Origin of the sequence: Halalkalibacter urbisdiaboli, from assembly GCF_002156385.1 — a bacterium.
Taxonomy (GTDB): domain Bacteria; phylum Bacillota; class Bacilli; order Bacillales; family Bacillaceae_D; genus Halalkalibacter_A; species Halalkalibacter_A urbisdiaboli.
The window spans coordinates 317,770-332,169 of sequence record NZ_MVJM01000002.1 but is presented as its reverse complement, the minus strand read 5'-3'; the positions used below and the strand labels follow the sequence as shown (position 1 = coordinate 332,169).

Here is a 14,400-nt window from a genome sequence, read left to right as displayed (position 1 = left end):
TTACTTACTATTAGGAAAAGGGAGAGATTTTTATTATGGCAAAGGTTTATTATAACTCAGATGTAAACGAAGGTGTTTTAAAAGGGAAGAAAGTAGCCGTTATCGGTTACGGTTCACAGGGACATGCACATTCACTAAACATGCGTGAAAGTGGTCAAGACGTTATTATTGGTCTTCGCCCAGGGAAGTCTTGGGACAAGGCAGTGGAAGATGGTTTTGAAGTACTATCTGTACGCGAAGCTGCAGCAAAAGCGGATCTTATCATGATTCTTCTTCCAGATGAGCTTCAACCAACTGTTTACAAAAACGAAATTGAGCCTGAGCTAACTGAAGGTAAGACTCTTGCATTCGCTCATGGTTTTAACATTCACTTTAACCAAATCGTACCACCGAGCAATGTTGACGTATTCCTTGCAGCACCTAAAGGACCAGGTCACTTAGTTCGTCGTGTATTTGAAGAAGGTGGCGGTGTACCAGGACTTATCGCTGTATACCAAGATGCAACAGGTAACGCAAAAGATATCGCTCTTGCTTATGCGAAGCAAATCGGTTCTGCACGTGCTGGTGTTCTTGAAACAACATTCCAAGAAGAAACAGAAACAGATCTTTTCGGTGAGCAAGCGGTTCTTTGTGGTGGTGCTTCTGCTCTTGTTAAAGCAGGATTTGAAACACTTGTTGAAGCTGGTTACCAACCAGAAGTTGCTTACTTTGAGTGTTTACACGAATTGAAATTAATCGTTGACCTTATGTATGAAGGTGGACTTGAAACGATGCGTTATTCTATCTCTGACACAGCACAGTGGGGAGATTATGTAGCTGGACCACAAATCGTAACAGAAGATACGAAGAAGGCTATGAAAAAAGTACTTACTGATATCCAAACTGGTAAATTTGCAAAAGGTTGGATTCTTGAAAACCAAGCAAACCGTCCTGAATTTACTGCAATCACAAGAGCTGAAAGCCAACACCCAATTGAAGTTGTTGGACGCGAGCTTCGTGAAATGATGCCATTTGTAAAAGCAAAGTCTAAAATCTAATTAAGGTTGAACCTAGCGAAACTAAAAATTAGTGGATTTTAAACATGTTGATTGATGGGAGGCTGGGCTACCAGCCTCCTCATATAATTGTGAACGTAAGCAACTCGTGAACGTTTGGGGGAGATTTAATGAAAAAGAACATCGCTGTTCTCCCTGGTGATGGGATTGGTCCAGAAGTTGTTCAAGCAGGGATTCGTGTTTTAGACGAGATTGGTCGAATTTTTAATCATGAGTTTACGTATAACTATGCAAAAATTGGCGGTGTAGCGATTGATGAAGAAAATACACCACTACCAGATGCGACAATTGATATATGTAAACAAAGTGATGCAATTTTATTAGGTGCTGTTGGAGGACCGAAATGGGATACATTGCCGGGACATCTTAGACCTGAAAAAGGCCTTTTAGGAATTCGAAAAGCATTACAGCTTTTTGCAAACTTACGTCCTGTAACGGTGTATGAAAGTTTATCCGAAGCATCAACATTGAAAAATGAAGTTATTAAAGGTGTCGATTTACTCATTGTCCGTGAATTGACTGGTGGCATTTATTTTGGCGAGCCAAGAGAGCGTCGTCAAGAGAATGGTGAGGAAGTCGTTGTTGATACACTAAGCTACACTCGTTCTGAAATTGAGCGAATTATTCGAAAAGGGTTCGAGTTGGCAGCCGTTCGTCGTGGGAAAGTGACATCTGTTGATAAAGCAAATGTTCTTGAATCTAGTCGTGTTTGGCGTGAAGTAGCTGAAGCCATATCGAAAGAATTTCCGAACGTTGAACTTGAGCATATGCTCGTTGACAATGCTGCAATGCAGCTCATTCGTAATCCGCGACAATTTGACGTAATGGTGACGGAAAATATGTTTGGGGATATTTTAAGTGATGAAGCTTCCATGCTTACAGGTTCACTTGGAATGCTTCCTTCATCTAGCTTGAGTGACGGTGGTCCTGGTTTATATGAACCTATCCACGGCTCAGCACCAGACATTGCAGGTAAAGGTTTAGCAAATCCACTTGCAACGATTGCTTCAGTTGCAATGATGCTAAAATATGAATTCTCGTTTGAAAAGGAAGCAGAAGCCGTTCAGCATGCGATTGATACAGTATTAAACGATGGTTACCGTACAGCTGATTTAGCAGCAGATGGTGAAAAAGCTCTATCTACTGAGGAAATGACAGAAAAAATCATTGAAGTACTCGCAAAAGTAACCGTGTAGAGTACAACTCGGAGAGCAATGGAACCAAATCCATTGCTCTCTCTTTAAACCAAAAAATCTAGCTTTCTATTATGGCAGGCTATGAAATAGATAAAAGTATAATAGGAGGGAAATCGGATGGCACCTAAAACAATCATCGAAAAAATTTGGAACGCACATGAAGTATTAGCGGAAGAGGGTAAGCCTAGTCTTCTATACATTGACCTTCACATGGTCCATGAAGTGACGTCGCCACAAGCTTTTGAAGGTTTAAGACTTGCTGGAAGAAAAGTACGCCGACCAGACTTGACATTTGCAACGATGGATCACAATGTCCCAACCGTAGATCGGTACAACATTGCGGATCAAATTTCTCGTACTCAAATTGAAACATTAGCAAAAAACTGTAAAGAATTTGGGGTAGAACTTGCTGATTTAGAGCATCCGGAAAATGGGATTGTTCACGTCATTGGACCAGAACTCGGTTTAACGCAACCAGGTAAAACGATTGTATGTGGAGACAGTCATACGTCTACACATGGAGCATTTGGTGCATTAGCATTTGGTATTGGTACAAGTGAGGTAGAACATGTACTTGCTACGCAAACTCTTTGGCAATCCAAGCCTCAAACACTCGAAATTCGTGTGACAGGAAAACTTAACCCAATGCTATCGGCGAAGGATATTATTCTAGCGATTATTGCTAAATTCGGTGTGAATGTCGGAAATGGTTCGGTTGCTGAATTTACCGGAGAAGCGATTCGTGGGTTAACGATGGAAGAGAGAATGACGATTTGTAACATGTCTATCGAGGCAGGTGCGAAGGCTGGTCTAATTAGTCCAGATCAAGTAACTTTTGATTATTTAGAAGGGCGTGCGAATGTTCCGAAAGGTGAAGAATTTGTAAAGTTAGTGGAAGAATGGAAAGCACTAGCTACAGATGAAGGTGCTAGTTATGATCGCGTTGTCACGATTGACGCTTCTGAGATTGAGCCAATGGTGACTTGGGGAACGAACCCTTCACATGGAATCGGTGTTTCTCAACCTGTTCCACATCCTGAAGATGGAAAAACAGAAACAGATAAACGTGCGATTAAACAAGCACTTGAATATATGGATCTGCAACCAGGAACGTTGATGAAAGATGTTAGCATTCAGCATGTGTTTATTGGTTCCTGTACAAACTCTCGTATTAGTGACCTTCGAGCAGCGGCAAAAATTGCCGAGGGGAATAAGGTAGCTAAAGGTGTTAGTGCGTTCGTTGTTCCTGGTTCACAAAAAGTGAAGAAGTTAGCTGAAGAAGAAGGGTTAGATAAAATCTTTGAAGAAGCTGGTTTTGAATGGCGCCATTCTGGTTGTAGTGCTTGCCTAGGGATGAACCCTGATATCATTCCAGAGGGGGAACGTTGTGCTTCCACTTCAAACCGTAATTTTGAAGGGCGTCAAGGTAAAGGGGCAAGAACGCATCTTGTTAGTCCAGAGATGGCGGCAGCAGCAGCAATCGCGGGTCATTTTGTTGATATTCGTAACTGGAAAGAAGATAAAGTATCGAAATAGGAGGGACAGCAATGGAACCTATTGTTATTCATCAAGGGAAAGTAGCGGCAATGGATCGTGTAAATGTTGACACGGATCAAATCATCCCAAAGCAGTTTCTGAAGCGAGTAGAGCGTACTGGCTTTGGTAAGTTTTTATTTTTCGACTGGCGCTTTTTAGCGAATGGGGATCCAGACCCAAAATTTGAATTGAATCAAGAGCATACGCAAGGCTCAAGCATTCTTGTTGCTGGAGAAAACTTTGGTTGTGGTTCTTCTCGTGAACATGCACCTTGGGCTTTGCATGACTATGGATTTAAAGTCATTATTGCACCAAGCTTTGCTGATATTTTCTATAACAATTGTGTAAAAAATGGAATGCTGCCAATTCGTTTAGAGGAAGATAAAGTGAACGAACTTCTAGCAAAAGGCGCTGAAGCTTTTGAATTAACCGTTGATTTAAAACAACAAAAAATTACAGGGCCTGATTTTAAAGCAACATTTGAAATCGATCCATATTGGAAGGAAATGCTCCTTAACGGATGGGATGAAATTGGTCTAACGCTTCGTTATGAGGATGAAATTAAGGCTTTTGAAAATAGCCGTTAAGTACGAATTTTTTAGGATTCGGTTCATCACCGGATCCTTTTTAATAATCAACTTTGAAAGCGTTGCCAACTGAACAAAATTGAATTTACACATTTTAACTGATACACTAGGAGGAATTCGAATATATTTATTGAAATGAGAGGGAAGGATAAGGTCAAAAAGAGTGGAGTATAACAATGAGTGATAAACGTGAAAGGAAAAAAGAGACGAATGTCGTATTATATCCAGGCCTTGTTAAACGATTAATTGAAAAAGGAATGGATGCATTAAAAAACAAAGAAGCAGAGAATGCTTATCAATATTTTATCTCAGCACAAGAGCATGAGCCGAATAATTCTCAAGTCCGTTTTGGGGTTGTGTTAAGTCTCGTTGAACTCGGAAGGTTAAAAGAAGCGGTTGAGTTAACGAGAGCACTATTAAATGAAGGAATTGGCGATTACTACGATAACCTACAAGTTCATATATCTCTACTAGTTCAACTTGGTTATTATCAAGAAGTCGTTGATATATTAGATGCTGTTTTAGCAGAAAATCGAATACCAGCACAATTTGCGGAGTCGTTCTACCAAATGCTGCATTTTAGTCGGCAAATGGTAGATGATAATGAACTACTTGAGAATATAGAGGTTGAACACGAACCAATTCATGAGGATGCCATTAAGCTACTACAAAGTTCATCAATGCACTTACAGTGGAAAGGGATAGAGGATTTAAAGAATAGCAACCATCCTGATGCAATACGTGCGATGATTACATATATTGAAAATAATAAGCATGACCCCTTATTGAGAAGCATTGCTTTACAAGGATTACATAAAAAAGAAATAACCAGTCCCGTAATAATTGAGAAGTTTGGTCAGAAAAAAGAAGTTATTCCAAAACAACTAGAAGAAATATATGAAATAACATTTGGTCAGGAAATTAATCGTGTATTAAGTGCAAATCTTGAACATGAAAACCCTATCTTATACGATTTAGCAAACCAGTTGTGTTGGACACATTTAACGATTTTATATCCATTTTTGCCACAGCCAAGTGATCCAAATCTTTGGGCGGCTGTATTTCAACTTATAGCTTCTGAGCGACTTGGCTATGAAGATCACGAAGAGGAGATTGCAGATTTATATCAATGCTCTTTTAAGCTATTGCTTGAAAAGAGTCAGGAGGTTGTCGAAGCCGAGAAAAACGTGTTTCGCGGCTTTGATTTTACCAATGTCATTAAGTAGATAGATTCGGTGCCTTATAGAAGTTCCATTTGAAATGGACAGGCATTATGTTATAATAGAGTGGTTGTCAATGATAAATGTAGAAAATTATCGTTCGGAAACGAAGATGTGTATAGTTGGAGGGAAAGAGTAATGACTGCAAAGTGGGAAAAATTAGAAGGTAACGAAGGCGTATTAACAATTGATGTTGACTCTGAGAAAGTGGATGCAGCATTAGACGCTGCATTTAAAAAAGTTGTTAAAAAGGTAAATGTTCCTGGATTCAGAAAAGGGAAGGTGCCACGCTCAATTTTTGAAAAACAATTCGGTGTAGAATCTCTTTATCAAGATGCTCTAGATATTCTTCTTCCTGAAGCATATGCAGGTGCTATTGACGAGACAGGCATTGAGCCAGTAGACCGTCCAGAAATTGATATTGAAACTATGGAAAAAGGAAGCAACCTAGTTTTCACAGCAAAAGTAGTCGTAAAACCAGAAGTAACACTTGGTGATTATAAAGGCTTAGAAGTAGAGGAAAAGGACACAACTGTTACAGACGATGATGTTGAAGCAGAATTGAAAAAGCTTCAAGAGCGTCAAGCTGAGCTTGTTGTTGTTGAAGATGGCGCTGTTGAGCAAGGAGATACAGCTGTTATTGATTTCGAAGGCTTTGTTGAGGGTGAAGCTTTTGAAGGTGGAAAAGCAGAAAACTATTCTCTAGAAATTGGTTCAAATCAATTTATTCCTGGTTTCGAGGAACAACTTGTTGGTTTAAAAACAGGTGAAGAAAAAGACGTTGAAGTTAATTTCCCAGAAGAGTACCATGCGGAAGAATTAGCTGGAAAGCCTGCAACGTTTAAAGTGAAACTACACGATATTAAGCGTAAAGAACTTCCTGAGCTTGATGATGAGTTTGCAAAAGATGTTAATGAAAATGTAGAAACTTTAGACGAGCTAAAGAAAGAATTAAAGGATAAGCTTCAAAAGGATAAAGAGCATGAAGCGGACCATGAAATTCGTGATACATTAGTAGAAAAAGCAGCTGAAAATGCAACAATTGATATTCCAGAGGCTATGGTAAATACGGAAGTAGACCGTATGTTGCAAGAATTTGAGCAACGTTTACAAATGCAAGGAATGAACCTTGACATGTATTATCAATTTTCTGGTCAAGATGCTGATGCAATGCGTGAACAGTTCAAAACAGATGGTGAAAAGCGTGTGCGTATTAACTTAACGCTTGAAGCTATTGCTGAGACTGAAGGACTTGAAGTCTCAGATGAAGATGTCGATAATGAGCTTGAAAAAATGGCGGAAATGTATCAACGTTCTGTTGAAGAAATTAAATCTATTTTCGCTGCTCAAGGTGGATTTGACGGCATTAAAGCTGATTTGAAGATTCAAAAAGCCGTTGAATATTTAGTAGAAAACAGTTCAAAAGTAGCTGCTAACGCATAAACTATAAGAGTATCGTTAAAAACAAGGTGCGAATTATCGTGCCTTGTTTTTCCATACTAATAATTTATCAAGATGTTTGTTGTTTTACAGGTATGACAAAGGTCTATTTTGAACAAGCTTAATGAAGTAACAGAGAAGTGGTAAGAACTGAGTGGTAATAGATAAAGAATACCCTTACAAACTGAAAAAAAGGATTTTTAGGTGTTAATCTTGAATGTATAGTTAAACCACACATAAACATATAGAATATAGATTCTGAGTCACTGTAATGTAGGATACATATGGGCATATGCAATGGTTTTTGTTAGGGTTAACTCAGTTCTTATGTTACAATGTCTGAACATACCATTCGATTGATACTGGCTGTTCAATTAGGCAAAGAACGGTTTGAGGTGGTACAATTCATTTAGAGGGGTGATTTACATGTTTAAGTTTAGTGATGAAAAAGGACAGCTGAAATGTTCTTTTTGTGGGAAAACTCAAGATCAAGTCCGCAAATTAGTTGCTGGACCTGGTGTGTATATATGTGATGAGTGTATCGAGCTTTGTACGGAGATCGTTGAAGAGGAATTAGGAACGGAAGAAGAAGTTGAGTTCCAGGAAATCCCGAAACCTCAAGAGATTAGAGAAATTCTTAATGATTATGTCATTGGTCAAGACCGCGCGAAGAAGTCGCTTTCGGTTGCCGTCTATAATCATTATAAACGTATTAATTCCTTGAATCGTTCTGAGGATGTTGAGCTTTCGAAGAGTAACATATGTATGATTGGACCAACAGGTAGTGGTAAAACCTTACTTGCTCAAACGCTTGCACGTATTTTAAATGTACCTTTTGCGATTGCCGATGCAACGTCTTTAACTGAAGCAGGTTATGTTGGGGAAGATGTTGAAAACATCCTATTAAAATTAATCCAAGCTGCCGATTACGATGTTGAAAAAGCTGAAAAAGGGATTATTTATATTGACGAAATTGACAAAGTCGCTCGTAAATCTGAAAACCCATCCATTACACGTGATGTATCAGGGGAAGGGGTACAACAGGCTCTTTTGAAAATTCTTGAAGGAACAACAGCAAGCGTGCCACCACAAGGCGGACGTAAGCATCCTCACCAAGAGTTCATACAAATTGACACGACAAATGTTTTATTTATTTGTGGTGGAGCATTTGACGGAATCGAGCAAATTATTAAACGTCGTTTAGGTAAGAAGGTCATTGGCTTTGGATCAGAGGTAAGTGAGAAGGAAGAATTAAAGCCGGGTGAATATTTAGGAAAAGTCCTTCCTGAAGATTTACTTCGTTTTGGATTAATTCCGGAATTTATCGGGCGTCTTCCTGTAATTTCAAGCCTTGAGCCTCTAGATGCGGATGCACTAGTTGAAATATTAACAAAACCGAAAAATGCGTTAGTAAAGCAATACCAGAAATTATTAGAGCTTGATGATGTTGAACTACAATTTACAGAAGAAGCATTGCGTGAAATTGCAAATAAAGCGATCGAACGTAAAACAGGGGCACGTGGTTTGCGCTCTATAATAGAAGGATTAATGCTTGAAGTAATGTTCGACCTTCCTTCTCGTGAAGATGTTGCAACATGTATCATTCATGATAAGTGCGTAACCGATGAAGAAACGCCGATATTGAAGACGAAAGACGGTACAGAAATTACTCTTTCCAAAAAAGAACCAAAAGAAAGTGCATAACAGTAAGACTACTCATGTTGAGGCCACTGAAAAAGGTTGATTGTCACCTTTTCAGTGGCCTTTAATTTATAGGAATTTTTCTTTTAATCATGGATATATACTGTTTATCTTCCTTTCGTAACGTCCAAGTATTTCTAAACCTTTCTAATATTTCTCTTGATTTCTTTGGTTAGTGTTGGGTTTGTCGGTCATACTAAGAAAAACAGATGACAATATAATTGGGAGGCTATAACATGAATTGGACAGCGATTGCTTTAATTGTTCAACTATTCTTCGGTGTCGTCATCGGAGTTTATTTTTGGAATCTGTTGAAGAACCAACGGAACCAGAAGGTAACCATTGACAGAGAATCTAGAAAGGAAATGGATAATCTTCATAAGATGAATGCCATTTCATTAACTAAACCATTAGCTGAAAAAGTAAGACCAATTAGCTTTGATGACATTGTTGGTCAAAAAGAAGGAATACGTTCTTTACGTGCAGCTCTTTGTGGTCCAAACCCTCAACATGTAATTATATATGGTCCTCCGGGTGTAGGGAAAACAGCTGCTGCACGTCTTGTTTTACAAGAGGCGAAGAAAAATTTAAATTCTCCTTTTTCAAAGGATGCTGTCTTTGTTGAACTTGATGGAACGACAGCCCGTTTTGATGAGCGTGGTATTGCAGATCCCTTAATTGGCTCTGTTCATGATCCGATTTATCAAGGGGCAGGAGCAATGGGGCAAGCAGGTATTCCTCAGCCGAAACCTGGTGCTGTCACGAAGGCACATGGTGGTGTACTATTTATTGACGAGATTGGGGAGCTTCATTCCATCCAACAAAATAAACTGTTAAAAGTATTAGAGGATCGAAAAGTATTTCTAGAAAGTGCATACTATAGTGAAGAAAACCAACAAATTCCTCGGCATATTCATGAAATATTCCAAAAGGGTCTTCCAGCAGATTTTCGTTTAATTGGTGCGACAACACGTAATCCAGAGGAAATTCCACCAGCAATTCGTTCAAGATGTCTAGAGGTTTATTTCCATGCATTAAAGCCTGAGGAAGTCATTGAGATTGCTCAGAAAGCAACCAAGAAGCTTAAATTTGAGGCGGAACAAGGAGCAATTGAACGGATTGCTAAATATGCGACAAATGGTAGAGAAGCTGTAAACATTGTTCAAATTGCAGCAGGAATTGCAACATCAGAAAATCGAGAAGTGATCACGTTAAATGATGTTGAATGGGTACTTCACTCGAGTCAGTTATCACCACGCCCAGAACGGAAAATTCATGAACAACCAACGGTCGGATTAGTAAATGGCTTAGCGGTTTTTGGTCCAAATATGGGGGCTTTACTTGAAATTGAAGTGAATGTTATTGAAAACCCTGGTAAAGGCACAGTGAATATAACTGGTATTGCAGAAGAAGAAAGTACAGGGAATCAAATGCGTTCGATCCGTCGTAAAAGTATGGCAAAGGGTTCAGTTGAGAATGTTGTAACCGTTTTACGTCGAATGGGGATTCCAACTTATGATTACGACATTCATGTAAACTTCCCTGGAGGTACTCCTGTCGATGGACCTTCTGCAGGAACAGCGATTGCAACTGGAATCTACTCAGCTATTCATAAGCAAAAAGTAAAGAATACAGTTGCAATGACTGGTGAGTTAGGAATTCACGGTGCTGTAAAACCAATTGGCGGCGTTGTTGCAAAAGTAGAGGCGGCAAAGCTAGCAGGTGCAACACAGGTAATCATTCCTAAGGAGAATGAACAATCCATATTGCAGGAAGTTAAGGGGATTGAAATTGTTGCTGTTCGGCATTTAGATGAAGTTCTTGATCTCGCAATTGAGACGGAAGAACTAAATGAAGAGAGTATTCCAGCTACGACAGGACTGGATTCCTCTGTTACCCCTGTATAATATTAGACAAAGAAATGGTGATAAGATAGAATTGAGAAAGGTTCAACAACAATCTTTCCGAATTAATCACCAATGTCCACTCACCCGTTCAGATTAGTAAATTAAAGGATACAGAAATGGCACCATTAGATAGACGTAAAAGAAGGGTAACAAAAATGGAATTAGGATGTATGGAGGTGTTTGCGGATGGTCGAAAAATCGAATAACCGACTAATTCCGCTTTTGCCATTACGTGGGCTACTTGTGTTCCCAACAATGCTGCTTCATTTGGATGTAGGGCGCACAAAGTCTGTATTGGCATTAGAGCAAGCGATGAATGAAGATCATGAAATCCTTTTGTCTACGCAAAAGGAAATCTCAATAGATGACCCAAAGGAAGATGAAATTTTTCAAATTGGTACGCTTGCAAAAGTTAAACAGCTGTTAAAGCTTCCGAACGGAACTGTTCGTATACATGTAGAAGGGTTACACCGTGCTAAGATAGAACGTTATGTATCGAATGAAGAGTATTTGGAAGTCGAGATCTCACTTTTAGATGAAATCGATGGATACAAAACGCCTGAGATTCAAGCAATTATTCGAAACCTTCTTAAAATGTTTGAACAGTATGCAAAAATCTCAAAAAAAATCTCTGCAGAAACACTAGCTTCTGTAGCTGATATTACAGAACCTGCACGACTTGCAGATGTTATTGCAACCAATTTGCCATTAAAACTTGCTGAAAAGCAGGAACTTCTTGAGATGAATTCAGTTCATGAGCGATTGATTAAGTTAATTGAAATTCTGAATAATGAACAGGAAGTACTTGGACTAGAGAAAAAAATTGGTCAGCGTGTAAAGAAGTCAATGGAAAAGACGCAAAAGGAATACTATTTGCGTGAACAAATGAAAGCCATTCAAAAAGAGCTTGGTGATAAAGAAGGACGTTCTGGTGAGGTTTCAAGCTTACGTGAAAAAATAGAAGAAGCAAATATGCCGGAGTCCGTAAAAGAAAAAGCCCTAAAAGAATTAGATCGCTATGAGAAAATGCCTGCTAACTCAGCTGAGAGCTCCGTGCTACGTAATTATTTAGACTGGCTTGTTCAATTACCTTGGACCTTTGAAACGGAAGACCAATTAGATGTAAATCGTGCGGAAACAATTTTAAATGAAGATCATTACGGTTTAGAAAAGGTGAAAGAACGTGTGCTCGAGTACTTAGCTGTTCAGCAGTTAACTCGAGAACTGAAAGGGCCAATTTTATGTTTAGCAGGTCCTCCTGGGGTTGGTAAAACATCGTTAGCTAGGTCGATTGCACGTTCACTCAATCGAAAGTTCGTTCGAATTTCACTTGGTGGTGTACGTGATGAGGCTGAAATTCGTGGGCATCGCCGTACATACGTTGGAGCGATGCCTGGTCGAGTCATTCAAGGGATGAAGAAGGCAGGCTCAATAAATCCAGTATTTCTTCTAGATGAAATTGATAAAATGGCACATGATTTCCGAGGTGATCCTTCGGCGGCACTATTGGAGGTATTGGACCCTGAACAAAATAATTCGTTTAGCGATCACTATATCGAAGAGCCTTATGATTTATCGAAAGTAATGTTCGTTACAACGGCTAATAACATTGGAACGATTCCAGGACCGTTATTAGATAGAATGGAAATTATCTCAATTGCTGGTTATACTGAAGTTGAGAAACTGCATATTTCAAAAGATTACTTGCTTCCAAAGCAAATGAAAGATCATGGGCTGACAAAAGGGATGCTTCAAGTAAAAGACGAAGCGATATTAAAAGTCATTCGCTTTCATACACGTGAAGCAGGTGTTCGTAATCTTGAACGTCAAATGGCGACGCTATGTCGGAAAGCCGCTAAAATGATTGTATCAGGAGATAAGAAACGAGTCATATTAACGGAAAAAACGGTTGAAGAAATGTTAGGTAAACCACGCTTCCGTTATGGGCTTGCAGAGGTGGAAGATCAGGTTGGTACGGCAACTGGTTTAGCCTATACATCTGCTGGTGGAGATACTTTAGCTATTGAAGTATCGATTGCACCTGGTAAAGGAAAGCTGACGTTAACAGGTAAACTTGGAGATGTTATGAAAGAATCAGCACAAGCGGCGTTTAGTTATATCCGATCACGTTCGAATGAATTGGATATTAATCCAAGTTTCCATGAAGAAAATGATATTCATATTCATGTTCCTGAAGGGGCTACACCTAAAGACGGTCCATCTGCCGGGATCACAATGGCGACTGCACTTGTCTCTGCTCTAACTGGCCGAAAGGTGAAAAGAGAAGTCGGGATGACAGGAGAAATAACATTACGTGGTCGAGTCTTGCCGATTGGTGGGTTAAAAGAAAAATCAATGAGTGCTCACCGAGCGGGTTTGAAGACGATCATTATCCCTAAAGACAATGAAAAGGACTTAGAGGATGTACCAGAGAGCGTCCGTAATGAGCTTAACTACATTCTTGTATCACACTTAGACGAAGTATTGAAACATGCACTGGGAGAGAAGTAAATGAAAGTAACAAAAGCAGAGCTCGCACATGTAGCTGTTAAACCTGAGCAATACCCAAACACGCAATTACCCGAAGTGGCTTTAGCAGGTCGTTCAAATGTTGGTAAATCTTCTTTTATTAATAAGATGATTAACCGTAAAAGTTTAGCAAGAACGTCACAGCGTCCGGGAAAAACACAAACCTTGAATTTCTATCAAATTAACGAGCAAATTCATTTTGTCGATGTTCCAGGATATGGATTTGCTAAAGTGTCAAAATCTGAGCGAGAAGCTTGGGGGAAAATGATAGAAACCTTTATTCAAACAAGGGAACAGCTTCGGGCGGTTATTCAGCTCATTGATGTGCGACATAAACCAACTGAAGATGATAGGCTAATGTACCATTGGTTAAAGCATTTTGACCTTCCTGTTATTATTATCGCTACAAAATGCGATAAGGTACCGAAGGGAAAATGGCAAAAGCATGTTAGCATCATTCAAAAAGAGCTAGAAAAAGATGAGCAAGATCCAATTGTGCTCTTCTCATCTGAGACTGGTTATGGAAAAGATACAGCTTGGAAAACAATTCTAGATTTTCTGAAATAAATAGGCTGGTGTCTTAAAAGTCAATGAACCAAAGGCAATGGCTCCTTTCGCTACGCGCTTATGAGGAGAAAAGCGCTCCTCATAAGGCTTTTAAAAGATGTAGCGACTCCACTCATTGCTTCGGGGGATGTCCCAAAAGGTAAAAAACCGACCTTTTGGGACATCCCTCTATTTATGCTTTGTCATAAAGAAAATACCAATGGCAATAAACAGCAACGGCCAAAGATTCCCTAAAAAAGAAGAAATCTTTTGGAAGTACAGAAAAGGATTAAGAGATGTAAACATAATTAAAGAGATGAATACAAAAATGAGTCCAAGAACAAGCCCTTCTTTTTTTGTTTTAAGGTAAAGAAGCAGAAATGAACAGCCAAGTATAAAAGTGAAAACGGCCCAATGTGAAGGCCAAGTGTTTAAGAGATGGCGGCCGTGAAAGTGGATTCCAAGTCCGAATAAAAGCCAGCCTGGTAAAAGTAATGAATAATCTCGTCTGGTATAAGCTTGAAAAAGAAGGGCTATACCGATTAATAAAAAAAGAGTCGGCCATGTTAAAAGCTGTTTCGAAAAGGGAAGTGGATAGGCTTGAAGTAGAAAATATCCTCCTATCCCTATAAGCATGAATCCTGGGTAAATGCTTTGACGTCTCATAATAATCTCCTTCAATC

11 protein-coding genes are annotated in these 14,400 nt (G+C 39.2%); 10 read left to right on the top strand and 1 reads right to left on the bottom strand.

Features of this window, described 5'->3' with window-relative positions; translation table 11 throughout:
- The first annotated feature begins 35 nt into the window (after positions 1-35).
- From ilvC to yihA, 10 genes are all read left to right on the top strand, one after another.
- On the top strand, positions 36-1,037 hold the full coding sequence (ilvC, locus tag B1R93_RS09485) for a ketol-acid reductoisomerase (RefSeq protein ID WP_088103741.1): 1,002 nt from the start codon (positions 36-38) through the stop codon (positions 1,035-1,037).
- Positions 1,038-1,165: 128 nt separating this feature from the next.
- The gene (gene leuB / locus B1R93_RS09480; RefSeq protein WP_088103740.1) at positions 1,166-2,251 is read left to right on the top strand and encodes a 3-isopropylmalate dehydrogenase; all 1,086 of its coding nucleotides are present in this window, start codon (positions 1,166-1,168) and stop codon (positions 2,249-2,251) included.
- A gap of 117 nt (positions 2,252-2,368) precedes the next feature.
- Positions 2,369-3,787 carry a 3-isopropylmalate dehydratase large subunit gene (gene leuC / locus B1R93_RS09475; RefSeq protein WP_088103739.1) on the top strand — a complete coding sequence of 473 codons (1,419 nt, stop codon included), beginning with the start codon at positions 2,369-2,371 and terminating at the stop codon, positions 3,785-3,787.
- Between the two features lie 11 nt (positions 3,788-3,798).
- Positions 3,799-4,374 (top strand): 3-isopropylmalate dehydratase small subunit, encoded by a 576-nt coding sequence (gene leuD / locus B1R93_RS09470; protein ID WP_088103738.1) that lies wholly within the window; start codon positions 3,799-3,801, stop codon positions 4,372-4,374.
- A gap of 176 nt (positions 4,375-4,550) precedes the next feature.
- Entirely contained in the window at positions 4,551-5,600 is a 1,050-nt protein-coding gene (locus B1R93_RS09465; RefSeq protein WP_088103737.1) for a tetratricopeptide repeat protein, read from the top strand.
- A gap of 132 nt (positions 5,601-5,732) precedes the next feature.
- A complete protein-coding gene (gene tig / locus B1R93_RS09460; RefSeq protein ID WP_088103736.1) occupies positions 5,733-7,037 on the top strand; it encodes a trigger factor in 1,305 nt (434 codons plus the stop codon).
- A 423-nt stretch (positions 7,038-7,460) separates the two neighbouring features.
- Positions 7,461-8,738: an ATP-dependent protease ATP-binding subunit ClpX gene (gene clpX, locus B1R93_RS09455; protein ID WP_088103735.1), complete on the top strand. Its 1,278-nt coding sequence runs from the start codon at positions 7,461-7,463 to the stop codon at positions 8,736-8,738.
- Between the two features lie 233 nt (positions 8,739-8,971).
- Positions 8,972-10,642, top strand: coding sequence for an ATP-dependent protease LonB (gene lonB, locus B1R93_RS09450; RefSeq protein ID WP_088103734.1), 1,671 nt, complete (start codon positions 8,972-8,974; stop codon positions 10,640-10,642).
- Positions 10,643-10,828: 186 nt separating this feature from the next.
- Complete coding sequence (lon, locus tag B1R93_RS09445; RefSeq protein ID WP_088103733.1) at positions 10,829-13,153, top strand: endopeptidase La; 2,325 nt, start codon at positions 10,829-10,831, stop codon at positions 13,151-13,153.
- Positions 13,154-13,738, top strand: a complete 585-nt coding sequence (gene yihA, locus B1R93_RS09440) for a ribosome biogenesis GTP-binding protein YihA/YsxC (RefSeq protein WP_088103732.1) — start codon at positions 13,154-13,156, stop codon at positions 13,736-13,738. It abuts the gene before it with no gap.
- Positions 13,739-13,906: 168 nt separating this feature from the next.
- On the opposite strand, the gene B1R93_RS09435 is transcribed toward yihA, so the two are convergent.
- Positions 13,907-14,383, bottom strand: a complete 477-nt coding sequence (locus B1R93_RS09435; RefSeq protein ID WP_088103731.1) for a LiaI-LiaF-like domain-containing protein — start codon at positions 14,381-14,383, stop codon at positions 13,907-13,909.
- Positions 14,384-14,400 lie beyond the last annotated feature (17 nt).